The organism is Ureibacillus sp. MALMAid1270, from assembly GCF_049202975.1.
Lineage (GTDB): Bacteria > Bacillota > Bacilli > Bacillales_A > Planococcaceae > Ureibacillus.
On sequence record NZ_JBMIRP010000064.1, the window covers coordinates 1 to 25,973 of the forward strand.

Below are 25,973 nucleotides of genomic sequence, written 5' to 3' on the forward strand. Positions count from 1 at the left end.
TCGTCTCACCTTTCCAATTGTTTGTTTCGTCACTTACAATTATAGAAAAGGAGACGATTTTTTTCTTTAATAAATTTTTTTGATTTTTAAACAAAACGAGACTGCCCCTAGTGGAAAAATCTCCACTTATGGGACAGCCCCTTTTTTTCGTTTTCGAACCAATTCAACATAGTATTTGCATGTTCCTCACTTAAATGAGAAGCTTTTGCCGTTGCACCTGCAAGCCCAGACATAACCGTCGCTTGTATCGTTGCAAGCTTTCTTCGCTTTTGAAATACACTTTGTTTTCTCTCAATTACTTGTATTCTTTTCTTTTCCACTAAAAATGTTACCCGACTAAAGATTCGATAGATAATAGTTAGTTGGTTGCCCTTAATCGCATAGCCAGTTGTCTTAAAGCGCCATATACCTAATAAGACTACAGGGATGATTAGTAGAAATGAAAGCAATCCAAGTGGATAATAAAAATAACTACATAAACCAATTACAGGAATTAACCAAATAAAGTCCGATCTATAAAAAAAGGTCTTCGCTTTAAGTGGTGGCTTAATTACTTCTAATTCCAAGTCAAATTGAGGGAATAAATGATTCAGGATGCCAAGTAATTGCTTCTTTTTTATTAGAGGAAACAAAATCATCTTTTTCTCTTTTTCACTCACCGCGCCACCTGCACTTTCAACAACCACTGAAGCGTAACCAAATAATTGTCTTAATGGGTTCTCAATAATTTTAATGGCTTGCACACGATTTAACGGAATGGTAACTTTTTTCTTTTCAAGTAAACCTCTAGAAACAATAATCTTTTCCGACTCTTCCAATACGATAAAATCAAAATAATTGATGTACGTAATTGCAATTGAAAGTAACCAAGCTAAAAGTAAACTAGCCATAATCATAAACAAAATAACGACTACTCCAAATTGAACAATTGCTCTCATCTCTTCATAGATAAAGTCATATGGAATATACTCTGAGAACTGACTTAAAAGAGCAAAGACTCCCGCTAGCACTACCCCTATACCATTAGAAGTTGTAGCAAGCAGCAAAAGGTCCTTATTGGACATTTTATGAATGATACTACTTGATGACTTGGAAACTATTTCTTCATTCATCTTAGTACTTTCATGATCTCCTACAATTTGTACCAGATTCTTTGCCCGTTCCATTTCCTCTTCAATCTGCTTTGCGGCACTTTTAGTTACTGCTGTAAGTTCAACTTCCGGTTTCCCATTCGTACTTCCCGCAGTTTCAATCATTACTTGGACTAACCCAAAAACCCGATGAAAGATCCCTTCTTTATAATTCAAAGATTGGATCCGTTCAAAAGGAATATATCTTTTCTTTTTTATAAACAGTCCATATTCAACACGAAGCTCTGCATCTTCAAACCAATAAACAAAAGTCCACCATTTAATTACACCTGAAAATAAATAAAAAACAATCGGTAACACTATTATCAATATTGGAAATAAATCTGACCAAAAATTCATTTCATCGGATTTATTAAATAATCTCGACAATAAAATAATCGCAATTGGAACTATGAGTTCTTTTAATCCTTTAAGAAAATTAATAATAGATGAAATTGGATGTAATTTATGTTTAGACATCATCTTCAGCCACCCTTGCCAATTCTGATATCCTTGCTTGTAAAACATCCGCCTCATCAGAGTTAAGCATTGGTATCGTATGAGTAGTAGCCGCTGTTGATATGGATATATTAGATAAATTATATTTTTTCAAAATCGGTCCTTGTGCCGTATCAACATGTTGAACACGAACCATTGGTATTAGTGTTCTTTTTACAACAAACAAACCACTTTGGATTTCGATCTCTTGCTCTCTCACATCATAGCGCCAATGCTCCCATCGAATATTAGGGATAATCCAAATTGCAAAGATTGCCTCAAATATTACAGCCGTTATTGCTATGTAATAAATATAGGATGGCCATTCAAACCAATTCGTTAAAAAACTAGCCACACCAGTGACTAAAATGACAATTACAGCACTAATCACTCCATAAACACGCCATACTGTGAGTCCTTTTCTTGGGATTTTATGTATTGGTTCATTTCTCACCGTGAACACCTCTTCTCTTTCACTTCATACGAATCATTATATAGTTCTGTTTCAAATTAAGGCAGAAATTTTATTGAATTTTGATATATGAAGGAAATTTTGGGTGAAGATTCGGCTGGGTTCCGAAGTTTTCGGTGGGTTCCGATCTGATTACAGCCATCATTCACATTGTGAAGGACAATTTAGGTTGGTTTTTGCTCTGAAACGTCCTTCATCTTCCTTATGAAGACCACTTTCGCCTGGTTTTCTCTTCAAACTGTCCTTCACCATCAATTTCAGAGCATTTACATATCATACATCTACCAATAAAAAAACCGACCCAATTATTAATTTGAGTCGGTTCTCCATATCCATATATATTCTCTTAGCTATCACGACGGCGTGGGCGACGACGTTCGCTACTACCACTTGCACTTTCACGGCGACCGCCTTCACGACGACCACTACGTTCGCCTCCGCGGCTTCCAGCACGACTGCCTCCACGAGCGCCATCACGACGAGGACCACGATCACGTCCTCCACGACTACTACTTGAACGTTCTTTTCTCATTGGTAAAGGACGCTCTTCAGTAATTGTTACTGGAGTGTCATCCGGCTCTTTCGTCATTGATTTAATTGCTGCAGCAACTAAATCCACTGCATCGTATTCTTCTAACAACTGGTTAGCTAAAATACGGTAATCACCTAAATCATTCGCTTGAACGATTTCGATTAACGTTTCCATTGTTAATTGCTGTTGTCCAGCTAACGCTTCTGATTCTGAAGGCGGACGAAGTGGAGTCATACGTTTTTTCGTAGTCTCTTCTACAATACGTAAGTAACCCATTTCTCTTGGAGTAACAAATGTTACTGCAAGACCTGATTTTCCTGCACGTCCTGTACGACCAATACGGTGAACGTAAGATTCTGGATCTTGAGGAATATCAAAGTTATAAACATGAGTTACACCAGAAATATCAAGACCACGTGCAGCTACGTCAGTTGCAACAAGAATATCGATTTTATTTTCCTTAAATTGTCTTAACACAGAAAGACGTTTCGCTTGGCTTAAATCACCATGAATTCCTTCAGCTAAATAACCACGTAGAGTTAATGCTTGTGCTAATTCATCTACACGGCGTTTTGTACGACCGAAGATAATAGCTAATTCTGGTTGGTGTACATTTAATAAACGAGTTAAAACATCGAACTTTTCACGTTCTTGCGATTTTACGAAATATTGGTCAATATTCTCAACCGTCATTTCTTTCGATTTAATTTTAACTTCCTCAGGACTTTTCATAAATGTTGTTGCAATTTTACGAATAGCTGGTGGCATTGTTGCTGAGAATAACAATGTTTGTCTTTCAGCAGGCACTTTTTCTAAAATTGCATTGATATCATCGATGAAGCCCATATTTAACATTTCATCCGCTTCATCTAATACAAGAGTTTGAACGTTTTCAAGTTTTAATGTGTGGCGGTTAATATGGTCAATGATACGACCAGGAGTACCTACAATAATTTGTGGTCTGTTTTTTAGTGCACGAATTTGGCGACCAATGTCTTGTCCACCGTAAACAGATAATATTTTAACGCGTTTGTCATAGCCAATTTTGTAAAGTTCTTCTGATACTTGGATCGCTAATTCACGAGTTGGAGCAATAATTAACCCTTGGATATTTGGGTTATGTGTGTCAATTTTCTCAATAAGTGGAATACCAAATGCAGCTGTTTTACCAGTACCTGTTTGTGCTTGACCAATAATGTCTTTACCTTCTAAGCCAAACTTGATAGTCCCTTCTTGAATTGGTGTTGCTTCCTCAAAACCCATACGTTTTAATGAACGTAGTGTTGATTCGCTAATGTTTAATTCTGAAAAATTTGTCAAACTCTTCAATCTCCTTTTTCTTATCCTTTTAAGTTGACAAATGGTTACATTCAGATGAAGTGTATTTCGGCAATTTCGAGCCTATATAGTGGAACGTTTCCGATATTTTATAAATCTCTTTTACAAGAGGAGTATTATGTGAAAAGGAAAGCCCGGTCTTTGCCGAGCGGTTCATTCTATGCATTACAATTTAAAGATGGTCAAAAATAGAATAAAACCGGTAAATTCAAAAAAAAGCACTCTTCAAATCCATGAAGAGCCTTCGCAAAATGTATCCATTGCTATAGATAGTCTATCATGCCAACATATTAATATGCAACGATAAAGCTCTCTCATATAATAATTCCATCATTCAGAAAATTATATTCCACTAATTATTGTACTGCGCTACTTACAGGTACATGCTTTATTTTGTTCATGAACATCATAAATAATGCATTGTATAAACGCCCATTAATTGTCTCCTCCAGTTAACTTCAAAATTATTGGATATTAAATAAACTATACAAAAAAAGTTAAGGTGCCAAAAGTTTTACATTCAACTTTCGGCACCTTAACCTTAAAAATCTCGTTGCTTACTGATTCAATACAAACGATTTTAGTATCGTTTCTAATTTCATTCCCCGTGAGCCCTTTAGTAAAATCAATGAATTTTCATTGGCGTATTTTTTTATAAACTGAACAATTTGATCATAATCATCTTCTGTATGAATGATATTTTCATGAGCAAATTTTTCTTGCAGCTTTTCATATAGCCATTTCATTCGAGGTCCAAATAGGCACACTTTATCGATTTTCGACTCATCAATTACGTTTGAAATACTCTCATGGAAATGTTTCTCATCTTCACCTAATTCAAGCATATCCCCAAGAACTAACCACTTTTCAGAACGCATTGTTGTCGTTTGGATAAACTGAATTGCTGCAGTCATTGACGTTGGGGCTGCATTATAAGCATCATTGATAAACAATATTCTATCTGACGTCGGAACGAGTTGCATACGCATATCAGTTAGTTTTGCTTGTTCAATCCCAAAGTGAATTTGATCGTCTCTTAACCCAAGGGATTTTGCAATAAGCATTGCATTTAACGCATTTTTCACTTGGTGTTTTCCTAAGACAGGGATAAAGAATTCCCCGTTCAGTTCACCGCACACATCAAAACGACTACCTTTTTCAGTAGTGACGATATTAGTGGCAATTAATGAATTTTCATGGTTAAAACCAAAAGATTCAACATTCAAATTCGGTTCTTTTCCGACTAGGTTTTGTAATAGTGGCTCATCACCATCGTAGAAAAGTACTCCATGTTCATCTAAACCTTTAATAATTTCAAATTTTGCCTTGGCAATACCTTCTCTTGAACCTAGATCCTGCATATGAGCTTCACCTATATTAGTAATAACTGCATAATGAGGTCTAGCTAGAGTAGATAAAAATTCAATTTCGCCAAAACCACTCATACCCATCTCTAACACTGCAATTTCTGTATCTTCATCTAAAGATAATATGGTAATAGGTAATCCTAATTGGTTATTAAAATTACCTATTGTTTTTTGCACTTTGAAATACGGTGATAATGCACTTGCAAGAATATCTTTTGATGAAGTTTTTCCATTTGAGCCGGTAATCCCTATAAAAGTTGCCTTATGTTCATTACGATATTGTCTAGCCATTTCTTGTAAAGCAATTTCAGGATCCTCAACAAACAATACAGGCACATTTTCCGGAGGATTTGGTTCACTATTCATCCATAAAGTTGCGGCAGCCCCATTTTCAAAAGCTTTCTGAACATACTGATGGCCGTTTACCTTTTCTCCCTTAAACGGTATAAATAAATCACCTTTTTTGATTGTACGAGTATCGATAGAAACACCAGTAACGACTGTATCACCAAAATCTTTACAATCAATTTGTAACCAATTTGCAATTTCTAATAATGTTTTTTTCATCGATCTAAATCCCACTCTAGTCCTTATTGTATTGAAGTAATTGTTTTTCTTCAAAACGCTCGATTCCTAATTCAATAAGCGTGTCAATTAACTCTGGGTAACTTAACCCAGAATTTTGCCATAATAATGGATACATACTTACTGGAGTAAAACCAGGCATTGTATTTACTTCATTGATTAACACTTCATCTTCATCTGTTACAAAGAAATCTGAACGGACTAAACCTGAACAATCTAAAATTTTAAAGGCACGAATTGCCATGTCTTTCATAGTATTTGCAACGGATTCACTAATTACTGCCGGAATGATTAACGAAGTTGAATTGTCTTTATATTTTGATTCGTAATCATAGAACTCTGTATTTGGTTTTATTTCGCCAGCTACTGATACTTTAGGTTGGTTATTACCTAGAACAGCCATCTCGATTTCTCTTGCTTTTACGCCTTGTTCAACAATAATTTTGCGATCATATTTTAGTGCAAAGTTGATTGCTTTAATTAGTTCTTCTCTATTTGATGCTTTACTAATCCCAACACTTGAACCTAAATTTGCAGGTTTGACAAACATTGGCCATGTTAATTCGGTTTCGCACTTTTCTAAGATAGTCGTTTGGTCTTTTACCCAGTCAACACGTAAGAAGTAGACATATGGTACTTGATTTAAACCTGCAATTTCAAATAACTGCTTCATTACAACCTTATCCATCCCAGCAGCTGAAGCTAATACACCATTACCAACGTATGGTAAGTTTAAAACCTCCAGTAAACCTTGAACGGTACCATCTTCACCGTTTGTTCCATGTAATAATGGGAATATAACATCGTACTTGTTTAAATCACCATTAGCATTGACAAGGAATTGAGAAATATCGTTTGAACGAGCAATTGAATCACTTTCAATTTGTAATTGCTCAACTGACTCAAGTGGTTTTGTCAATTGAGTCCCTTTTCGCCATTCACCATCTAATGTAATGTAGATTGGATGTACTTCGTATTTGTCAAAGTCAATTGCTTTTATTACTGCTAGCGCTGTTGATAATGATACTTCATGTTCAGCAGACTTCCCACCGTATAATAACCCTACTGTTTTTTTCATTATTTGACCTCCATTTTCGATAATCCAAGTTTATCATGAAATCTAAAAGACAATCATATTTGTAATCAACTGTAAAGAAGATGAAAAAAAACTCCCTGTCGTTCTACCGGATTTACCAATGACAGTGAGTTTTAAGGGATTTTTATAAGATCATCATAGCTTTGACTTAATATTACATCTAAATCATCCCATACTTCATCAGGGAAATCATAATCAGCAAGTGTGCGAATTTCAATTTCAAAACGTTTAGGCTTTTCTAACTTACTTAAAGACAGTAGTGCCCCTTCTTTTGCATAGGGACGGTATGCTTTAAGAAAATCTGGGTCAACCATCGAAAAGGTACTTTTCGCTTCTTTTTTACGGAAAAACCCGCCATTTCCTAGTTTTTCTTTTACAATATTATTAAATATGTTTGTAACAAGAATTTCTGCATCATCTAAGTTTTTAAAATAAATTTTAATCGCTTTTTCTCTCGATGACGAATGGTATACAAAACGATTAGACAGTTTTTCTAAGAATGGGGTTCCAATTGATTCTTTTTTATGACTTAAATATAATAACTTTGCCTGTTCTAATGGAGTCAGTTTATTCAAACCTTTTTCATCAGCGAAGTCAATCCAACATAAATCTTCATCCGTATCAGAAACACGTTTAACAAAGTTTGGGATATCCTCTTTAGATACAAAATCCAGTTGGGTATGCATATTAAAAGAGCCCTCATCATATTGGTGCTTTAAGAGTAAGAGATTTGCCATTGGATTGAATGCTAAGACAAATTGTTTAAATGTCAGGCCACTAAAAATGACAAATTGATCTACCTCATTCATATGTACATATAAGTGGTGAATAAATTCCTCAGATGATTTCTGCTTTTTTGCCATTTTGTTCACACTCCAATAGATCGCTACAAAAGATATTATATGTGTTATTGCCTAAATTTGAAACATTTTCATAACGATTTCGTTTTATCTTTAGCATTCAAAATCATTTACGCTTATTAGAGCAGGATTTTGAGAAAATAATTTAATAGTAATACGTATCAAATTTAATTATTATTGAAGATTTCCGTAATCTAACACTTCCGGTACATAACAACAATTACTGAATGAAGATATCTATTTTTACTTATTTTACGCTATAATATGATAAGTTAAATGAACCACTTTATGTACTATATAAAGTAAATATACAATTTAAAGGTGAACCTATGGATAATGAACGTAATTTAACGAAGAGGCTAGATTGGCCCCTCATCATAATATTATTTGCTTTTTTAACAATTAGTTTACTTGCAATATCTTCTGCTCAAACAACTGGGCAATATGTAGGAAACTTTGTATTTTTACAATTCCGTTGGTATGTAATCGGAGCGGTTATTATTGCTTTTGTCATGTATTTCGAGCCAGACCAATATAAAAAAATGTCATGGTATTTATATGGTCTCGGAATTTTATTACTCTTTGTACTTATATTCATGCCAGAAGGAAAAGGTCAAATCGGGGAACCAATTAACGGAGCAAAAAGTTGGTATCGATTACCTGGTTTAGGGAGTATACAGCCAGCTGAGTTCATGAAAACCTTTTACATCTTAGCTTCAGCTCATTTAATAAGTAAGCACCATGAGAAATATTCTATTAAGTCGATAAAGACTGATTTACTATTATTAGTAAAGATAGCTATCACTTTATTTATTCCATTAGCATTTATCATGCTACAACCTGACTTAGGATCATCGCTTGTATTTTTAGCTATTACTGCAGCTTTAGTAATTGTGGCGGGTATATCCTGGAAAATAATAATACCTATTTTTGCTGGATTTGCAGCCATTGGCGGATCATTGTTATGGATGGCTGTCTATATGCAAGATTTCTTAAAAAATACTTTTGGATTTAAGACATATCAATTTGCTCGTATTAACTCATGGATTGACCCATATTCATATACCGGTGGAGATGGTTATCATTTAATCACTTCTTTAAATGCAATTGGTTCAGGAGAGATTTTTGGTAAAGGGTATATGGGGCGTGAAGTATATGTACCTGAAAACCATACAGACTTTGTATTTTCTGTTATTGGTGAAGAATGGGGATTTGTTGGTGCCAGTCTTGTAATTTGTTTGTTCTTTTTACTCATCTATCATTTAACAAAGACAACCCTACTTTTAAAAGATCCGTTTTGTACTTATGTTTGTGCCGGAATCATTGCTATGATTACATTCCATGTATTCGAAAATATTGGTATGACAATCCAATTGCTTCCCATTACAGGAATTCCTCTACCGTTTATAAGTTATGGAGGAAGTTCACTAATGGGGAATGCCTTAGCTTTAGGACTCGTATTCAGCATGAAATTCCACTATCGTACGTATATGTTCTCTGCCTTGGATGAAGAGGAATAAAAAGTTATCGTTTGAAATAAAAAAATTCCCGACACTAATTAGTCGGGAATTTTTATAAATAGAAATTTTGCTTTTGCAATTCACATATTCAAGCTCTCGCACTTTTACATGAAATTGTTTTCTTTCTAAAAATGTAAGAATAAAGTATAAAAAGATTATGTTTGTGGAGTTTGTATTGGTGGTGTTAATACTTTCAAAATTTCAAGACGTGACTTAGTAACAGATGCAGTTACTCCTAGCTTCGATAAATTTTTAACTATTTTTTTCAAGTCTACTTCCTTCGCCATACTTCCACCTAACCTTTCCTCATATATATAAACGTTTTATCAATTAAAAAGTTTCAACTTTTCACTTAAATAATAAGATTCCTGTAACATTATAACATTTTTTACCTAGAAAATTCTTTTCAATTTTGTTACAACTTATGAAAAGTCAAGTAATTTGCATAATTATCATCAACATTTACAAATATTATTTACATTTTTCATAAAATCCAATCAATTTATTTATATATTTTTCAATTAAAATCCCCCCCTTCTAACTTGTTTCATTCAATATTGAAGGTTAAAATTGGCGTAATTGAACATGGGAAAGAAAGCAGGTTATTTATGAAAAAGGAAATATTAATATTAATGTCGATCCAATTCCTTGTTTACCTTGGATTTGGCATTATTATTCCAGTACTACCCGAAGTAATTGTTAATCAACAATGGAATGAAATACATGTCGGCGGATTATTAACCGTCTATGCTCTCGCCAGTTTCTTCACTGCACCTTTTTGGGGATATCTTTCAGATAAATTTGGTAGGAAACAATTAATATTAGTTGGATTAATTGGTTTTTCATTAAGTTTTGTTATTTTTAGCGTTTTTATTGATTCTTTAACACTTCTTTATATATCTCGAATTGTAGGCGGATTATTCTCTGGGGCACTTTATACAGCCGTCACTGGTTATATTAGTGATATTTCAACTAACGAAAGTCGAAATATGTATATGGGATTTATGGGGATGTCTATAGGGTTAGGTTTTATCTTCGGACCAGCAATTGGTGGAGTATTGGGACACATTAGTTTACAGCTTCCATTTATCGTGTCAGCAATATTAATAGCATTATTATTTATTTATGGATTAGTATTTTTAAAGGAGCCTATCCGTAAAGGAGAAGCAAATAAGCGGGCTATTGTTCCAGCTGGAGCAAAGGAGTTATTCAATTATCGGATCCGTTATTTATTCCTTTTTTCATTTATCGTAACATTTATTCTAGCTGGATTAGAAGCTACATTCCAACTTTTCCAAATTGACAAAATCGCTATTTCATCAATGCAACTTGGGCTATTATTCATGTTTAGTGGATTTGTTGATGCGGCCATTCAAGGCGGGGTTGTTAGACGTATAAAGGATGGCTCAGAAACGAAATGGTTAATTGGTGCACAAGTCATAACCGCTCTTGGTTTAATATTAATTATTATGACTTCTAATCTTATTTTTGCAGGTGTAGCACTTTGTGTATTTACAGCTGGAAATGCGTTAGCAAGAACATGTGTTGTATCGTTAACAACAAAAGAATCTGGTGGTAGGTATGGAACAGCTGCGGGACTGTCCTATTCTATGGATAATTTAGGACGTATTATTGGTCCATTACTTTTCACCTCATTATTCCAATACCATTCTTCCTTAGGGTATTTTGTATCTGCGATCATCGCAATTGTATCAATCTTGCTTATTTTCTTATTCCAATCTTCAAGGAAAACCTTAAGAGTATAACATGAACAGTCAAAAGATCAGGTATAGTTTATACGTGATGTTTCTTTTATGTTTAATAATCTGAAAAATGTGGAAGATAATGCTATAGACAGTGTTTATTTCTGGATTGTGGGGGATAATTCATGAATCAACAAGTTCACCTGGATCTTCCTATTGAATTAGAAGAGTTTCGTTCTTCAATTGAAAATTCATTATTACCTTTAAATAAAATCCACCCTTTTTCTAAAAGGACTGCTTTAATGGATAGTAAATTTTCTGGAATAGCCTATCTCCCTCAACAACATACTTACCCAAAAGATATTAACGGTAGACAAATGTTTTTATTAGCACAAATTAATTTTTCGCAAGAAAAGTTAGTCTACCCATTTCCAAAAGAGGGGATTTTACAGTTTTTTATCTCACCTACTATCTTTAACACCAATCAATCTGTTGAAGAACATTTATTTCAGCATTATTTTAAAGTTAGATATTTTCCTGAAGTTTTACCTTTGGAACATTTACAAATCGAAACTTCTTGTATTGAACTACCACTAATTGAATCCTTCCCTATTGGAGAAGAAATGGGACTTGTCTTTTCTTCTGGCGCCGAACCAATATCAGCTATGGATTATCGTATTGAAGATTACCTAAGAAAACCACTGTCCCATTATAGATCGACATCAAGTGATGAAAAATCCATTGAAGATATATACTTTGAACATTTTTTAGGAGCGGAACATAAGATAGGCGGATATCCTTATTTTATTTACCCAGATACGCGCAAAAACTCACCTTTTTTGAGAAGGTTTGATACACTATTATTACAGATAATTTCTAACGATGAAGAAAATATTATGTGGGGAGATTCAGGAATAATTAAATTCTTTATTAATAAACAAAAGTTATTAAATTTTGATTTTTCCGATATCTACTTTATTGCAGAACAATATGAGTAGTGGAGGATTGAAAATAGATTTATAGTCTCCACTTGTATCCGTTTGTAACTATTAAAAAAGAGAAGTAGGTGCAATATTGTGAGTATCCTTCTTGATCCATTTGCGTTCTTACCAATTTTATTTATTTTGAATTTAACATTTGCTGTTACCGTCATTTTCTTAGAGAGAAAAGATGCTTCTTCCGCTTGGGCTTGGATACTCGTCTTATTCTTCTTGCCGTTTTTAGGGTTCGTTTTATATTTATTACTTGGTCGCCAGCTGAGAAAGAAACATCTATTTCGTTGGGACGGGCAAAAAGATATTGGGATCGACAAGTTGATTAATTATCAAATTAATGCAATTGAAGAAGATTCCCTCGAATTACGAAACCAATATGTAGAAGAATATAAAAGTCTCATTCATATGAATTTGAAGACAAGTGATTCAGTGCTTACGCAAGACAATCATGTTCAAATTTTTACAGATGGGGCTGAAAAATTTGAATCTCTAATTGAAGATATTTCGTCAGCAAAAGATCATATCCATATCCAATATTACATCTTTAAATTAGATCAATTAGGACAACGTATTTTGACAGTATTGAAAAGAAAAATGAAACAAGGTGTAAATGTACGTATACTCTATGATGAAATGGGTTCTAGAGGACTAAAGAAGAGGCAATTTAAAGAGTTAATAGATTTAGGTGGAGAAGTAGAGGTCTTCTTCCCTTCCGTTTTACCATTATTTAACCCTCGACTAAATTTCCGAAACCATCGTAAAATCGTCATCATCGATGGTCGAATTGGTTATATTGGCGGGTTTAACGTTGGGGATGAGTACCTTGGTTTAAACAAAAAATTTGGCTACTGGCGAGATACCCATTTGAAAATTGAAGGAAGCTCTGTTCACCCGTTACAAACAAGATTTTTACTTGATTGGAACCAAGCAAGTAATAATAATATCGATTACTCAGAAAAGTACTTCCCTGCTATCCCACAAAAGGGTGATGTAGCCATTCAAATCGTATCAAGTGGCCCGGATGCCGATTGGCCAACAATTAAAAATGGTTACTTAAAACTACTTATGAGTGCTAAACGATATATCTACATTCAAACTCCGTATTTTATACCAGATAGTAGTTTCTTAAATGCTGTTGAGGTTGCTATACTATCGGGTATCGACGTTCGAATAATGATTCCAAATAAACCTGATCATATGTTTGTTTATTGGGCTACTTATTCTTATGTTGGGGAATTACTTAAGGCCGGTGCGAAGGTTTACATTTATGAGAAAGGTTTTATTCACGCAAAGATGATTGTTATTGATGACGAAGCATCTACAGTAGGAACAGCAAATATAGACGTTCGAAGTTTCAGTTTAAATTTCGAGGTTAATGCATTTATTTATAACCGTACCATTTCCCATGAATTAGCAGAAATCTTTGAGCGAGACATTTTCGACTGTTCAGAGTTAACACTAGAGCAATATAATAACCGTTCTAATACGATTAAATTTAAGGAATCCGTTTCCAGACTCTTAACTCCAATTTTATAATGAAAAATGGCACTTTAGATTAATCTAAAGTGCCTTTGTATTGTTAGTCAATCCCTAAATATTCTTCTAAAGTCACACCTGACTCTTTTACTTTCGTTGCTAATGGAATACCTAAATAACGGAAATGCCAAGATTCATACATATAACCTGTAATATCCTCTTTCCCTTGTGGATAACGAAGTATAAAACCATATAGATGAGCATTGGCTACTAACCACTTACCAGCTTCGGATTCACCAAACTCACTAGTTAACCATAAGTCTTGACGATCCACTTCGCCTATATCAAATGCTAATCCAGTTTGGTGCTCAGAATAACCTGGGCGAGCACTATATCGATCTGCGTTATCCTTACCATCACGCTCGACGTAACGATTATATAAAGTAGTTTGATATTCAAAAGAACGGAACGTACTAAATGCCGTTAGTTCATAACCTGCTTGACGGGCAGCAGCTGCCATTTCCTCAAACGCTGCTCTTGCTTCGACATTTTCACCTGGATTAAAAGTTTTTGGCAATGGATATTTTTTATTTGCAATCAATACACCATCAATATAAGTTGGTTCGGTTGGTAAAGTTTGACCAACTATATAGCCATTATCTACTTTAGATGTTTCACTCTCATTTGGTTCTTTATCTTCGTTGTTCACATTACCATCCTGTTCTTTTGGATCTTCTTCTACTTGTTCTTCATCTGTTTCTTTAGAATCGGAGTCAATAGGTGCTTCGCTTTGTTCCTCAGGTTGTCCACTGTCAGTATTTTCATCTTCAGTATCTTTATTTTGTTCTTGTTCAACCTGACTTCCTTGTTGTGGTTCGTTTTCCCCCACAGAATTACTTGTGAAATATACTATTGCGATAATAGCAATTACTAGAATAACAACTGATATGATTATATAAGTTAAGGTTGGTTTTCTCTTATTAGAAAATGTTGATTTTTTCATATGTATAGCCCACTTTCTATTACTATAATGTTATATTAACATCGATTCTTATATTTGACTCTAACTATTTTTAAAATATGAAAGATGATAGTTTTTTCCTATTTGCAGTTTCAAAAACAACCATTTCCACAGTTATTTATTATCAAAATTTTTTCGTTTTAAAAAACCCGGGAGATATTTTCATTCCCGGGTTTTGTATATTACTTTGCTCCTACTTTTTCTGGATGCTCAGAGTAAAATTTTCTACCAATATAAGTTTGTATGATTAGTATGATCCCGCTGACTGACCAATAAAGAGGTAGAGCAGCCATTGATGAAATCGAAATAATGACAATCATAATTGGTGAAATATAAATCATTAATTTCATTTGAGCTTTTTGAGCTTCAGGGACTGTCCATAATGAAACCTGTGCTTGAAGGAAGTAAACAATACCAGCAATAGCTGTCATTATTAAATCCGGTGTACCAAGGTTAAACCATAAAAATTCGTGCGATTTAACGTCCGCAGAATATAGAATCGCAAAGTAAAGCCCCATGATAATCGGCATTTGAATTACGATTGGTAAACAACCCATATTAAACGGATTAATACCATGTTCACGGTATAACGAAAGCATTTCTTGTTGAATCGCCATTTGTTCTTCTTTCGTCTTAGCAGCTTTTAATCTTGCTTGGATTTCATCCATTTTCGGTTTTACAATATCCATTTTAGACTTCATTAAAGCTTGTCTACGATAATTCTTAAGCATTGGAGGCATTAAAATTAGTCGAATCGCAACAGTAATTGCAATAATTGCTAAACCATAACTACCACCAAATAGATTTCCAAGATAATCTAGTAAAAAATCCATTGGTTTTACAAAAATGTTATAAAAAAATCCCTCTTGATTTTCAACTGCTTGACACCCAGTTAGAAGCAATAACAATGTTCCTAGCATTGAGAATAACAGTAGTTTTTTCATTTCGACACCCACTATAAAGATTTACTATTTTGAAGTATACATGTCCTTTTTATGAAATACAAATAGCAGGTGTTTTCAAAATTGGAAATTTTTCATTTCCTTTATTCGTAAATCACCTGCCAATTTTTACATTTAAACTTTCTCATATTCTATTTCGTTTATGTCAAATCGATAGAATTCGTGATGTAATTCATCTCTGAAATGCTTCGGAGTAACACCTGTATATTTTTTAAATATGCGAGTAAAGTAACTTTGATTACAAAAATGGAATTGTTCAGATATCGAAGTAATACTCTTATTTGTATGTCTTAAATAATATTGAGATTCTTCTACTCTTCGCACATTTAAATATTCAACTAAAGTGATTCCAACATGTTCTCTAAAGATTCGTGAAAGATGACTTGTACTAATATGGAATTTACTTGCGATACTTTCTACCGTTAGATCATTCTCTAACTCGTCATTTATGTACATAATAACTTTATTTACTGTTTGGTGTTTGAATGTAGGTTGTTTACGATCTGCGATAAAGTCTACATAAAACTCAATTAACTCATCTGCAAATTGTAAAAATTCCGCATCCTTCATCTTGTTCTCAATCATATCAATACATGCATAGTTGAAAGCAAATGCTTTCTTAGAAGGAACTTGGTTATCTAACAGTTTACGAGCAACTATAGATGAAAGAATAACAAAATAACCTCGAACAATTTTGATTACTTGTTTTCCAAAACGGATGGAAAGGATATCAATAATTTCATGTAATGACTGTTTTGCCTTTGCTGATTCTAGATGAAAAACTTCAAACAACAGCTTAGATTCAATATTAAAAAAATCTTCTAAACCGCTATATTGATTGATACCATCAATTTCTTGAAAGTATCTCTTAGATATGGTTTCCGATATTGAATGTTGATGCTGCATAAATTATCCCATCTTTCTTCAGAATGTACTTGCATTAATTTTTGAAAAACTGTCTTACTTTTTACAACTAATATTATATGTATAAATTATTATCTACTAAAAATATTATAATTGAATAAGTATTATCTATATCTCGTATGCAAAAATTTAACAGAATGTCACTAATATATATGTATAAAGTAATTATGTAATCTACAGTGAATATTACCATATTTTGCGATTTTTTTTCAACTCTATTTTAAATTACACCATATTTATAGAAAATATTCTTTTATTCATTTTATATGAAATGAATTCTTTTTACAGTATAATATTAAATTTATGAGATGTTAAATTATCCCAATATCATATATTAAATGATTTTCATCTTTCTTTTCTATAGTGTTTAGATAGTTCTCAATTATTCCACAATCTTCTCTTTTTCATTTAATCAAATTTGTAGTAAAATAAATACATCTGATTAAAAAGTTGATGAAGAGGTGTAATAAAGTGGATCCAAAGCAAATAGAAGAAATCATGGATGTCATAAAAGATTTCTTCCCTGAAAACACATCAATCGCAATATCTGATACAAATGAATATTTGTACTACCAGCCGAGTAAAAAAGTTGATTTGAAAATTAAGCCAGGTGATCCTATCAAAGAAGGATCAGCTGCTTCAAAAGCACTAAAATACGGCCAAAAAATCAATACCTATATTGAACCTGATGTTTTTGGAGTACCATACTATGGAATGAGTATTCCACTTGTTGAAGAAGGTGAAACGAAAGGTGCGATTACGGCTATTTTCCCGCAAAAGCCTTCTCCATTTTTAACGAATTATATCACAATTAAAATAGATGATTGTTGGTATCCGATTAAACACGATGAAGTAATCTATCTTGAGACTCAATTACGTAAAACATTTGTTAAAACTATGCACCGCGAAGGATATCATCGTTTAAATTTAAGTGATCTAGAGCTATTCTTATCTCCCGATTCATTTATACGTTGCCACCGTTCGTATATTGTTAACATTGACTTTATCGAAGAAATCCAACCAGATTCTCACTCCACTTTCTTATTAATTATGAAGGACGGAACGAGAATTCCTGTTAGCCAAAGATATGCGAGTTATTTCCGACGTTCTTTAGGTTTTTAAAAAATTACTATATATACAAAGCGACTTTAGAACTACATTTTTTTGTTGCTTTGTATTTTTTTACCCTTTCACAATCCGACACACTTCTTGTTTTTTCTCTTCATTTCGTCGTTTTTACTCGTTTTTTCTATTTAAAACGGAATTTAAGCACTTTCATAAAATTATTGAAGATTTTGTGACAATATGATGGTAATATAAGAATATAAGGTTTTATATTATGTTGCACTCACTATAGTGTACAGATTATGCTATTTATAGATAACAATAGGGGAGGATTTATAATGGATCCAAGAGTCGAAAAACGCTTAGGACTAAAAATTTTGTCGGATAGAGTCGTTTCTGCAGAAGAAGCAGCAGCTTTAATTCCAAACGGTGCTGTTGTAGGTATGAGTGGTTTTACACGTGCTGGGGATGCAAAAGTTGTTCCTATGGCATTAGTTGAACGTGCTAAAAACGAAGAATTTAAAATTGATGTATACACTGGTGCTTCACTTGGACCAGAAGTGGACAAGTATTTAGCTGAAGCTGGTGCAATTCGTAAACGTGGTCCATTCATCGCTGACCCAATGATTCGCGGACAAATTAACTCTGGTGATGTACTATATGTTGATGCCCACCTTTCACATAATGCTGAATTAGTGCGTCAAGGAATTATCGGACCAATTCAATACTTAATTATTGAAGCTGCAGCAATTACAGAAGACGGTCTAATTGTTCCAACTACTTCTGTTGGTAACTCTCCAATCTTTGCTGAATATGCAGAAAACATTATTGTTGAATTAAACATCGCACACCCTGAAAGTCTAATTGGTATTCATGATATTTACGTACCAAAAGCTCAAGGCGAACGTGAACCAATTCCATTAACTGATGCTACTCAACGTATTGGTGAAATTGGAATTAAAGTTGATCCAGCTAAAATTAAAGCAATCGTAGTATCAGAAGAGCCAGATGCTCCTTCATTAATCGTTCCACCGGACGAAGAAACTCAAACAATGGCAAACATCCTACTTGACTTCTTCCGTTCAGAAATTAAAGCTGGTCGCTTAACAAACAAACTAATGCCTTTACAATCTGGTGTAGGTTCTGTTGCAAATGCTGTACTTGATGGTTTTGCTGATTCTGAATTTGAAGATTTAGTTGTAGCTTCTGAAGTTCTTCAAGATGCTGTGTTTAACTTAATCGATGCTGGTAAAGTAAGCTTTGCAGCTGCTACATCCATCACAATTTCAGAAGAATTACAGAAAAAAGTTTACGGCAACCTTGAAAAATATGCTGATAAATTAGTATTACGTCCACAAGAAATTTCGAACCATCCAGAAGTAATCCGTCGTCTCGGATTAATTTCTATTAATACTGCTCTTGAATTAGATATTTACGGAAACGTAAACTCTACTCACGTTAGTGGTACAAAAATGATGAACGGTATCGGTGGATCAGGAGACTTCGCTCGTAACGCTCGTCTTGGTATTTTCGTAACGAAATCATACGCAAAAGGCGGAGCAATTTCATCAATCGTTCCTATGGTTTCTCACGTAGACCATACAGAACATGATGTTGATGTAATTGTAACTGAACAAGGTATCGCTGACTTACGTGGTTTAGCACCAAAAGAGCGTGCACAATTAATTATCGAAAACTGTGCTCACCCTGATTTCAAAGATCAATTACGCGATTACTACAACCGCGCAGTTGAAGCAACTGGTAATTCACAAACTCCTCATATTTTAGAGGAAGCATTATCATGGCATGTGAATCTTGCTAAAAACAAAACGATGAAAATCAAAGCTGTGAAAGCTTAATTTTAATAAATAATCATTAACGGTAAAATCAAATTGACTTTGATTTTACCGTTTTTTTCTGTCATAAAAGACACATTTTAAATACAGCTTTATTTATGTTAATATATACATAAGTTTAAGTGAGAATAATTATCAATTTGGGGGTTATTGAAGTGAGGTATTTTATATACGCAATTATCTTTATCTCATTTTTTGATTTATTTACTCAGTTACCTATTATGAGTACATTTGCAGAATCTGTTGGTGCTTCAACATTTTTAATCGGTTTAGCGGTAGGAATGTACTCTTTCTCTAACACGTTTGGAAATATAATATCTGGTTTTTGGACGGATCGTAGAGGACCCTTTCTTGTATTACTAACAGGTTTGTTTACTACAGGTCTCTCACTACTACTCTACTATTTCATCAAAGAACCAGTATTATTAATCATTGTTCGATTTGTACATGGACTTGTAGCAGGTTTAATAGTACCTGCTGCCTTTACTTATTTAGCTAACATTACTGAAAAAAATAAACGCGGTAAAGGTAGTGCTTTATCTGGCGCATTTGTAGGGATCGCAGCAATTGCAGGACCTGCATTTAGTGGAATTCTTGCAAGTAGAACCAGCGTACCTTTTGTATTTAGTATCACTTCAATGGCGATGTTTTTACTAGGCGTAATTGCTCTATTCACCCTTAAAAAAATTACATTCTCTAAAAATGAACAACAAAGCGAAAAGCTTGATGAAAACAAAGTTACTGTTGGTTCTTTCTTCAAAAGTACTGGGATTATAAAAGCATTTACCGGAGCTTTCTTCCTAATGTTTTCTCAAGGAGTAATTGCTTATTTACTACCATTAAGAGTACAAGAACTTGGTTTCGATTCAAAAGTGACAGGAACATTATTAAGCACATTCGGTATAGTTGCTGTCCTTGTATTTCTGTTACCTACTAATCGAATTTTCGATAAGATTGCACCTGTTTATACTTTAGCTTTAGGGATCTCACTAATGGGCATAAGTCAATTACTACTAAGTGCTTCAGTAAATATCGCATTGTTGTATGGTGCACTTGCGTGTTATGGTGTAGGATTTGGATTCTTATTCCCTTCTATTAATTCTCTATTAATTGATTCGACATCTAAAGAATACAGAGGAAAGGCATACGGCTATTTTTATGCCTTCTTCTCATTTGGTGTAGTTGTAGGATCTTCATTATTAGGATGGTTAGCTTTAGGTATTCAAGAAGGCTTTACTTTAACAGGTATTATTTTACTTGTATTCGCGTTTCTAACACTACTTGGGAATAAATCCATGTTAAAAAGTCGACAACTACATGTATAGTAGTTGTCGACTTTTTATAGTCCTTCCTGTTTATGATTGTAGTAGGAAAGAGCTGTTTGTCCTCCACCTTCACTAATGAAGTTATTCCCTCGAATCGTTGTATCATTTACACTTGCTGCAGTTTCTGTTAATTCCTTTAATGAATCACTTTCCATATCGAACTTTTTAAATTTTTGTTCATTTTTTGCTCTGGATCTAAAGGAGTTAAATAATTGCATAGTTTTTTCACGGTTTTCTTTTTTACTTAAGTAAGTGGCTACACCTGCAGCGAATGCTGCTAGTACAACTCCCTTACCTCTCTTCTTCGCCATATAAATCCCTCCAAGAATTTTATATAGTTAATTTCTCCTTCTAGAAGTGATTTATACAGCATAAATTGTCTATTCGAGAGTATCATTTTCACTAATATTGTCTTTTTTTGTACTTTACTGCTATTCCGGTATATTTAATCGTCATTCTTAATAGAATGTTAGTATTCACTTTTATATAAATGGAGGTTGCTCTTCATGAAAGAAAATGATTTATATTACAATTGGTTAGAGATTAGCTCTTTTTTCGTTGGTGCAGTTGTATTAACTGCAATGGTATATCTCTTTGTACAATAGAATACCTATTTGAAACCTTCTAGATAAAAAAGTGTGTAGATGTAATCGTTAAATCACACCTACACACTAGTCTTATGCCTTTACATCATCATACGCTGTACTACCATCAAATGCTGCTACTACATAAGAACAAACCGCTTCCATTTTGTAGTTATGTTCTCTTGCGTATTCAGCTGCTTTGTCTAAAAGCTTTTTCGCAATTCCTTGACCCCTTAATACATCAGATACATACGTATGGTTCATCACCATTACGTCCCCTTTTTGTATCCACTCAATTTCAGCTAAATTTTCCCCATCTTTCTTGTATTCAAAAGCGAAGTTTTGTGGACTTTTTTCATTTAATGTGAATTCCATTTCTCCAATCCCTCCTTTTTCCTCAATATAACATAATCTATATGCAAGATTAATTAGTTTGCTTTACTATAATAATTCTGTCCAACCGTCTTCTTGTTTTATTTTCCCTGTTTTCATTAAAGAACCAAGTGCACGTTTAAATGCACCTTTACTCATCTTAAACATTTCTGTAATTTCTTCAGGTGTTGACTTATCGCTGAAAGGCATTTTTCCACCAACACTTTTTAGATAATCTAAAATCTGTTCAGCATCTGAACTGAGTCGTTCATGTTTTCTCGGAAGCATAGATCCATTTAAAGACCCATCTTCTTTTACTGCGATTACACGGATAGAAACATCTTGTCCAAGTCTTGGTTCTTTCTCCATTTCAGAGTTATGAACAAAAATTCGATAAGGAATGTCTACACCTAGTAAAAATGATCCAACTGGTAATAATCGATATGGCCGCGCTATTATGTTTTTATTGTGTAAATCCTCAGGAGCATCTTCATATAGATCATTTACTTTCTCTTCTGTTATTAGACGACCAAATAAATCTCCATTACGATCTGTTCGAAGAGTTAAATATAAATGATCTCCCACTTCTGGCCATAGGTTTTTAAGAGGTGGTAAATCTTCTGCTTTCACTAATACTTCTCTTGTCGTGCCGATATCCACATATGCGCCTTCTTTTGATACCTTAATAACACGAGCCCAACCATATTCCCCTTCTGCAATTGACGGGATGACTGTTGTTGCTTGTAAGTCACCACGACGATCAGCATAAAGGAATACTTTTACTCGATCTCCTCTTGATAATGGCTCTGAAATCTCTGATTGGTTCACAGGGATCTCTATCTCACCATCTGTTAATAGTATACGTGAGCCCTGTTCTTCTAAAACGGTTAATTCGACGACTTGACCTGATTTAAGTTCCTGCATAATGTATCCTTTCAATATATCTTTTGGTTATTGATTATTTGCTTTCATTTCTTCAAGCTTTTTAATAATTGCTTGATCTTCTTCTAAAAGTTGTACTAGGTCAGCAATTCTATCTATAGAATTCCAACTTAGATGGTGTTCAATACCTTCAACATCCGCATAGATTCGTTCCTCATCTACACCTATCATCCGTAAAAATTGTTCTAACAGCTCATGTCTTTTTACTAGTCTTTTCCCTAATCGTTCCCCTTTAGAAGTTAGCGTTAATCCTCTATATTTTTCATATATTAAATAACCATCTTTATCTAATTTTTGAACCATTTTTGTAACGGAGGAGGGTAAAACTGATAATGCTTCTGCTATGTCAGACACCCTTGCATATCCTTTTGTCTCAATTAATAAATATATCTGTTCGATATGATCCTCCATACTAGGTGTAGGCATTAGCGATCACTCACTTTCAACTTCATACTTTAAATTTTACTACAACCTCACTCGAAAAGGTAATATTTAACGACAAGTGTATGTAATGGTAAACTTAATATGACATACTTTTATTATTACGACCTTTGGAAGGTTTGAAAAAGCCGACTCTACTTGAGTCAGCTTTAATCCTAACTGTCAGCCAGATTTATTCGAGTGATGTATGCCCTGGATTTTTCCCTACATTATAAATCGAACGAATAATTTCCTTGTTCACAATATTAATGTATATAGGAGTGTTTAATTTTTTATAAACTTCACTTCTAGTTTTTTCGTTTGATACATAGTTTGATGGAAGTCTATTTAACACATCGGCTAAAATATTCATTTCACATTTTTCGCAATGACAAAATGTTTGATATTCTGGTCCGAATAACAAAAACTTCACAAGTCCACGTACAATGTCTTCGGTAACATTACCTAATATTGGTTGTGGCATTCTTTTATACTCCATAGTTTGATGAATTTCAACAAGATGCACTGCTTTTTTATGTATTAGTTACTTATTAAGTATTGAACATTTACACTTAGATATTCCAATCTAATTCTAAAAAAATCGGACAATGATCACTTCCATAAACATCTGAATGGATCGCAACCTCTTTTATATGGTCGTTTAAGCTATTGGATACAATAAAATAATCAATTCTCCATCCAATATTTCTTTCTCTTACTTTGTTCATATAGGACCACCAAGTATATGCATCCGTTAATTCTGGGTTTTTATAACGGAATGTATCCGTAAATCCTGACGATAATAATTCAGTCATTTTTTCACGTTCTTCATATGTAAAACCAGAATTTCCAACATTCGATTTCGCATTTTTTAAATCGATTTCAGTATGTGCTACATTTAAATCACCACAATAGATAACTGGCTTATGTACATTCAATTGAATTAAATAATCTTTCAATCGACCTTCCCAATCGAGCCTAAAGGGAAGTCTAGCTAAGTCCCTTTGCGAATTTGGAGTATAGACGTTTACTAAGAAGAACTGATCGTATTCTAACGTAATAATTCTTCCTTCCTCTTCATCTATCGCATCACCAACGCCGTATCTTACATTCATTGGCTTATGTTTTGTAAAAATGGCTGTACCTGAATATCCTTTTTTCTTTGCATAATTCCAATATTGAAAATAGCCATCTAGTTCAAGATTCACTTGTCCTTCTTGACATTTTGTTTCTTGAATACAGAAGAAGTCTGCATTCATTTCATGAAAATAGTTTAAAAAACCTTTACTTAAACATGCTCGAATTCCATTAACATTCCAAGAAATAAATTTCATCATTTTCTCCTAATTTTTAATACAATCAACAAAATAAAGCGCCATTCCGTTTAACACGTTTGGCGCTTTCAAATCCCATTAATCTTCACCAACAATTTTGACTTCTAGTTCTAAGTCCACACCAAATTTTTCTTTTACAACACCTTGCACCATTTCAATCGTTTGAATATAGTCAGTAGCTGTTGCATTGCCTTTATTAATAATAAATCCAGCGTGTTTTGTTGAGACTTCCGCGCCTCCTACACCTTTTCCTTGTAATCCACTGTCTTGAATGAGTTTACCGGCAAAGTATCCCGGAGGACGTTTAAATACACTACCTGCTGAAGGGTATTCTAATGGTTGTTTCGATTCCCTTTTATAAGTTAAATCAGCAATTTTTTCATCAATTTCTTTTTGGTCACCTTTTTCCAATTGGAAAAGGGATGATAATACATAGTATCCTTCCTGAGAAATAATGCTATGTCGATATCTTAATTCTAATTCGTCCTTAGTTAAGACTAGTTTTTTTCCTTCTTTTGTTAATACAGTACATGAAATGATAATATCTTTTATTTCTCCACCATATGCACCTGCATTCATCGCCATTGCTCCACCAACTGAGCCTGGGATTCCACATGCAAATTCAAAACCAGTCAAACTTTCTTGGGCAGCTTTTTTTGAAACGTCTTTTATTAATGCGCCGCTTTCTGCATAAATGCGTGTACCATCAACACGAATTTTGTTTAAGTTTTTAAACGTAACGACAATCCCTCTAACTCCACCGTCACGTACCACCATATTCGATCCGTTTCCAAGCATTAAAAGCGGAATATGGTTATCATATGCGTATTTTATTACTGCCTGTGCTTCGTCTTCTGTATCAGGCATGACAAATAAATCGGCAGCACCGCCGAGTTTTGTCATTGTGTATTCTTTTAATACTTCATTTTTCTTAATATTATTTGGATTCATTAATTGAGCTAAATCTTCAGCCCATTTTTGTATAGTCATCATAAAAAAATCCTTTCTAAATCAGATACACTAAGCCATAGTTTGAACAAATTATTTCAACATTACTTAAAAAAGTACGATTAGTAATCCGTATCATTTCCTTTAGGCTTATCACTTCATTCATCTCAACACTTTGGTATTGGCAACTTAATATATGACCATTGACGTAGATTTTGTGCAATTAGTCCATTAACAACTTGAGCTAATTGTCACAGTTTTTCTGGATGAAGTGAACGTCATACTTAGTATGGGAAATAGAAAGCCTTTTGGCAAGGGCTATACTCACTAATTTATCCATTCTTTTGACCATTTTTCGATTTCTCGAATAGTCACTTCAAGTGCACGGCCTTTTTCAGTTAATGAATATTCAACACGAACAGGTACTTCTGAATACACTTTTCTTTCAACAATATCTTCTTTCTCCAGTTCCTTTAATCGTTCGGATAGCAGTCTACCACTAATTGGTAGTGAAGACTCTATTTCATTAAATCTTTGTGGACCTTCTAATAGCTGATATAAAATTAACGCTGTCCACCGTTTTCCTAAAAGATCCATTGCCTTTGATAATCGAGGACATATGCAAATTTCTTTCAAAAGAAACACCTC

General features: G+C 33.8%; 25 protein-coding genes. 7 read left to right on the forward strand and 18 right to left on the reverse strand.

Features of this window, described 5'->3' with window-relative positions; genetic code table 11:
* Nucleotides 1-107: 107 nt before the first annotated feature.
* The 6 genes from ACOQFO_RS08395 to ACOQFO_RS08420 all read right to left on the reverse strand — a co-directional run bounded on the left by ACOQFO_RS08395 (nt 108) and on the right by ACOQFO_RS08420 (nt 7,881).
* Nucleotides 108-1,610, reverse strand: a complete 1,503-nt coding sequence (locus tag ACOQFO_RS08395) for a PH domain-containing protein (protein ID WP_421689231.1) — start codon at nt 1,608-1,610, stop codon at nt 108-110.
* Nucleotides 1,603-2,082: a PH domain-containing protein gene (locus ACOQFO_RS08400; protein WP_421689232.1), complete on the reverse strand. Its 480-nt coding sequence runs from the start codon at nt 2,080-2,082 to the stop codon at nt 1,603-1,605. The genes ACOQFO_RS08395 and ACOQFO_RS08400 overlap by 8 nt, the downstream gene beginning before the upstream one ends.
* A 364-nt stretch (nt 2,083-2,446) precedes the next feature.
* Nucleotides 2,447-3,952, reverse strand: a complete 1,506-nt coding sequence (locus ACOQFO_RS08405) for a DEAD/DEAH box helicase (RefSeq protein WP_421689233.1) — start codon at nt 3,950-3,952, stop codon at nt 2,447-2,449.
* A 575-nt stretch (nt 3,953-4,527) separates the two neighbouring features.
* On the reverse strand, nt 4,528-5,904 hold the full coding sequence (locus tag ACOQFO_RS08410; protein ID WP_421689234.1) for a UDP-N-acetylmuramoyl-tripeptide--D-alanyl-D-alanine ligase: 1,377 nt from the start codon (nt 5,902-5,904) through the stop codon (nt 4,528-4,530).
* Between the two features lie 16 nt (nt 5,905-5,920).
* Entirely contained in the window at nt 5,921-7,000 is a 1,080-nt protein-coding gene (locus tag ACOQFO_RS08415; RefSeq protein ID WP_421689235.1) for a D-alanine--D-alanine ligase, read from the reverse strand.
* Nucleotides 7,001-7,131: 131 nt separating this feature from the next.
* A complete protein-coding gene (locus tag ACOQFO_RS08420; protein ID WP_421689236.1) occupies nt 7,132-7,881 on the reverse strand; it encodes a hypothetical protein in 750 nt (249 codons plus the stop codon).
* A gap of 326 nt (nt 7,882-8,207) precedes the next feature.
* On the opposite strand from ACOQFO_RS08420, the gene ACOQFO_RS08425 reads away from it, so the two are divergent.
* Nucleotides 8,208-9,398 (forward strand): FtsW/RodA/SpoVE family cell cycle protein, encoded by a 1,191-nt coding sequence (locus ACOQFO_RS08425; protein ID WP_421689237.1) that lies wholly within the window; start codon nt 8,208-8,210, stop codon nt 9,396-9,398.
* 155 nt (nt 9,399-9,553) lie between these two features.
* On the opposite strand, the gene ACOQFO_RS08430 is transcribed toward ACOQFO_RS08425, so the two are convergent.
* Entirely contained in the window at nt 9,554-9,685 is a 132-nt protein-coding gene (locus ACOQFO_RS08430; protein ID WP_421689238.1) for an Lmo0850 family protein, read from the reverse strand.
* Between the two features lie 321 nt (nt 9,686-10,006).
* Between ACOQFO_RS08430 and ACOQFO_RS08435 the strand changes: the two genes are divergently transcribed.
* The 3 genes from ACOQFO_RS08435 to cls all read left to right on the forward strand — a co-directional run bounded on the left by ACOQFO_RS08435 (nt 10,007) and on the right by cls (nt 13,632).
* Nucleotides 10,007-11,164: an MFS transporter gene (locus ACOQFO_RS08435; RefSeq protein WP_421689239.1), complete on the forward strand. Its 1,158-nt coding sequence runs from the start codon at nt 10,007-10,009 to the stop codon at nt 11,162-11,164.
* Between the two features lie 122 nt (nt 11,165-11,286).
* Nucleotides 11,287-12,099: a YwqG family protein gene (locus tag ACOQFO_RS08440; protein WP_421689240.1), complete on the forward strand. Its 813-nt coding sequence runs from the start codon at nt 11,287-11,289 to the stop codon at nt 12,097-12,099.
* Nucleotides 12,100-12,183: 84 nt separating this feature from the next.
* Nucleotides 12,184-13,632, forward strand: coding sequence for a cardiolipin synthase (cls, locus tag ACOQFO_RS08445; protein WP_421689268.1), 1,449 nt, complete (start codon nt 12,184-12,186; stop codon nt 13,630-13,632).
* A 43-nt stretch (nt 13,633-13,675) separates the two neighbouring features.
* Here cls and ACOQFO_RS08450 read toward each other — a convergent pair whose 3' ends face one another.
* The 3 genes from ACOQFO_RS08450 to ACOQFO_RS08460 all read right to left on the reverse strand — a co-directional run bounded on the left by ACOQFO_RS08450 (nt 13,676) and on the right by ACOQFO_RS08460 (nt 16,461).
* On the reverse strand, nt 13,676-14,575 hold the full coding sequence (locus tag ACOQFO_RS08450) for a D-alanyl-D-alanine carboxypeptidase family protein (RefSeq protein WP_421689241.1): 900 nt from the start codon (nt 14,573-14,575) through the stop codon (nt 13,676-13,678).
* Nucleotides 14,576-14,775: 200 nt separating this feature from the next.
* On the reverse strand, nt 14,776-15,537 hold the full coding sequence (yidC, locus tag ACOQFO_RS08455; protein WP_421689242.1) for a membrane protein insertase YidC: 762 nt from the start codon (nt 15,535-15,537) through the stop codon (nt 14,776-14,778).
* Nucleotides 15,538-15,669: 132 nt separating this feature from the next.
* Nucleotides 15,670-16,461 (reverse strand): helix-turn-helix transcriptional regulator, encoded by a 792-nt coding sequence (locus ACOQFO_RS08460; RefSeq protein WP_421689243.1) that lies wholly within the window; start codon nt 16,459-16,461, stop codon nt 15,670-15,672.
* 489 nt (nt 16,462-16,950) lie between these two features.
* On the opposite strand from ACOQFO_RS08460, the gene ACOQFO_RS08465 reads away from it, so the two are divergent.
* The 3 genes from ACOQFO_RS08465 (at nt 16,951) to ACOQFO_RS08475 (ending at nt 20,725) form a co-directional block, all read left to right on the forward strand.
* Nucleotides 16,951-17,601 (forward strand): LytTR family DNA-binding domain-containing protein, encoded by a 651-nt coding sequence (locus ACOQFO_RS08465; RefSeq protein WP_421689244.1) that lies wholly within the window; start codon nt 16,951-16,953, stop codon nt 17,599-17,601.
* A 281-nt stretch (nt 17,602-17,882) separates the two neighbouring features.
* A complete protein-coding gene (locus ACOQFO_RS08470) occupies nt 17,883-19,403 on the forward strand; it encodes a succinate CoA transferase (protein ID WP_421689245.1) in 1,521 nt (506 codons plus the stop codon).
* 152 nt (nt 19,404-19,555) lie between these two features.
* Entirely contained in the window at nt 19,556-20,725 is a 1,170-nt protein-coding gene (locus ACOQFO_RS08475) for an MFS transporter (RefSeq protein ID WP_421689246.1), read from the forward strand.
* Between the two features lie 14 nt (nt 20,726-20,739).
* On the opposite strand, the gene ACOQFO_RS08480 is transcribed toward ACOQFO_RS08475, so the two are convergent.
* The 8 genes from ACOQFO_RS08480 to ACOQFO_RS08515 all read right to left on the reverse strand — a co-directional run bounded on the left by ACOQFO_RS08480 (nt 20,740) and on the right by ACOQFO_RS08515 (nt 25,922).
* The gene (locus tag ACOQFO_RS08480; protein WP_421689247.1) at nt 20,740-21,036 is read right to left on the reverse strand and encodes a hypothetical protein; all 297 of its coding nucleotides are present in this window, start codon (nt 21,034-21,036) and stop codon (nt 20,740-20,742) included.
* Between the two features lie 366 nt (nt 21,037-21,402).
* Nucleotides 21,403-21,684: a GNAT family N-acetyltransferase gene (locus ACOQFO_RS08485; protein ID WP_421689248.1), complete on the reverse strand. Its 282-nt coding sequence runs from the start codon at nt 21,682-21,684 to the stop codon at nt 21,403-21,405.
* Between the two features lie 66 nt (nt 21,685-21,750).
* A complete protein-coding gene (locus ACOQFO_RS08490) occupies nt 21,751-22,605 on the reverse strand; it encodes a S1 RNA-binding domain-containing protein (protein WP_421689249.1) in 855 nt (284 codons plus the stop codon).
* 27 nt (nt 22,606-22,632) lie between these two features.
* On the reverse strand, nt 22,633-23,049 hold the full coding sequence (gene mntR / locus ACOQFO_RS08495; RefSeq protein ID WP_421689250.1) for a transcriptional regulator MntR: 417 nt from the start codon (nt 23,047-23,049) through the stop codon (nt 22,633-22,635).
* A gap of 187 nt (nt 23,050-23,236) precedes the next feature.
* Nucleotides 23,237-23,527 carry a late competence development ComFB family protein gene (locus tag ACOQFO_RS08500; RefSeq protein WP_421689251.1) on the reverse strand — a complete coding sequence of 97 codons (291 nt, stop codon included), beginning with the start codon at nt 23,525-23,527 and terminating at the stop codon, nt 23,237-23,239.
* 88 nt (nt 23,528-23,615) lie between these two features.
* Entirely contained in the window at nt 23,616-24,377 is a 762-nt protein-coding gene (locus ACOQFO_RS08505) for an exodeoxyribonuclease III (protein ID WP_421689252.1), read from the reverse strand.
* 78 nt (nt 24,378-24,455) lie between these two features.
* Nucleotides 24,456-25,367 carry a UDP-N-acetylmuramate dehydrogenase gene (gene murB, locus ACOQFO_RS08510; protein ID WP_421689253.1) on the reverse strand — a complete coding sequence of 304 codons (912 nt, stop codon included), beginning with the start codon at nt 25,365-25,367 and terminating at the stop codon, nt 24,456-24,458.
* Nucleotides 25,368-25,652: 285 nt separating this feature from the next.
* The gene (locus tag ACOQFO_RS08515; RefSeq protein WP_421689269.1) at nt 25,653-25,922 is read right to left on the reverse strand and encodes a winged helix-turn-helix transcriptional regulator; all 270 of its coding nucleotides are present in this window, start codon (nt 25,920-25,922) and stop codon (nt 25,653-25,655) included.
* Nucleotides 25,923-25,973 lie beyond the last annotated feature (51 nt).

Bases quoted from the DNA above. Each gene is read 5' to 3' on its own strand.
- ACOQFO_RS08395 (WP_421689231.1), bottom strand. From the start codon at position 1,610: ATGTCTAAACATAAATTACATCCAATTTCATCTATTATTAATTTTCTT.
- ACOQFO_RS08410 (WP_421689234.1), bottom strand. From the start codon at position 5,904: ATGAAAAAAACATTATTAGAAATTGCAAATTGGTTACAAATTGATTGT.
- ACOQFO_RS08415 (WP_421689235.1), bottom strand. From the start codon at position 7,000: ATGAAAAAAACAGTAGGGTTATTATACGGTGGGAAGTCTGCTGAACAT.
- ACOQFO_RS08420 (WP_421689236.1), bottom strand. From the start codon at position 7,881: ATGGCAAAAAAGCAGAAATCATCTGAGGAATTTATTCACCACTTATAT.
- ACOQFO_RS08425 (WP_421689237.1), top strand. From the start codon at position 8,208: ATGGATAATGAACGTAATTTAACGAAGAGGCTAGATTGGCCCCTCATC.
- ACOQFO_RS08430 (WP_421689238.1), bottom strand. From the start codon at position 9,685: ATGGCGAAGGAAGTAGACTTGAAAAAAATAGTTAAAAATTTATCGAAG.
- ACOQFO_RS08435 (WP_421689239.1), top strand. From the start codon at position 10,007: ATGAAAAAGGAAATATTAATATTAATGTCGATCCAATTCCTTGTTTAC.
- ACOQFO_RS08440 (WP_421689240.1), top strand. From the start codon at position 11,287: ATGAATCAACAAGTTCACCTGGATCTTCCTATTGAATTAGAAGAGTTT.
- ACOQFO_RS08450 (WP_421689241.1), bottom strand. From the start codon at position 14,575: ATGAAAAAATCAACATTTTCTAATAAGAGAAAACCAACCTTAACTTAT.
- yidC (WP_421689242.1), bottom strand. From the start codon at position 15,537: ATGAAAAAACTACTGTTATTCTCAATGCTAGGAACATTGTTATTGCTT.
- ACOQFO_RS08460 (WP_421689243.1), bottom strand. From the start codon at position 16,461: ATGCAGCATCAACATTCAATATCGGAAACCATATCTAAGAGATACTTT.
- ACOQFO_RS08470 (WP_421689245.1), top strand. From the start codon at position 17,883: ATGGATCCAAGAGTCGAAAAACGCTTAGGACTAAAAATTTTGTCGGAT.
- ACOQFO_RS08480 (WP_421689247.1), bottom strand. From the start codon at position 21,036: ATGGCGAAGAAGAGAGGTAAGGGAGTTGTACTAGCAGCATTCGCTGCA.
- ACOQFO_RS08485 (WP_421689248.1), bottom strand. From the start codon at position 21,684: ATGGAATTCACATTAAATGAAAAAAGTCCACAAAACTTCGCTTTTGAA.
- ACOQFO_RS08490 (WP_421689249.1), bottom strand. From the start codon at position 22,605: ATGCAGGAACTTAAATCAGGTCAAGTCGTCGAATTAACCGTTTTAGAA.
- mntR (WP_421689250.1), bottom strand. From the start codon at position 23,049: ATGCCTACACCTAGTATGGAGGATCATATCGAACAGATATATTTATTA.
- ACOQFO_RS08500 (WP_421689251.1), bottom strand. From the start codon at position 23,527: ATGCCACAACCAATATTAGGTAATGTTACCGAAGACATTGTACGTGGA.
- ACOQFO_RS08505 (WP_421689252.1), bottom strand. From the start codon at position 24,377: ATGAAATTTATTTCTTGGAATGTTAATGGAATTCGAGCATGTTTAAGT.
- murB (WP_421689253.1), bottom strand. From the start codon at position 25,367: ATGACTATACAAAAATGGGCTGAAGATTTAGCTCAATTAATGAATCCA.
- ACOQFO_RS08515 (WP_421689269.1), bottom strand. From the start codon at position 25,922: ATGGATCTTTTAGGAAAACGGTGGACAGCGTTAATTTTATATCAGCTA.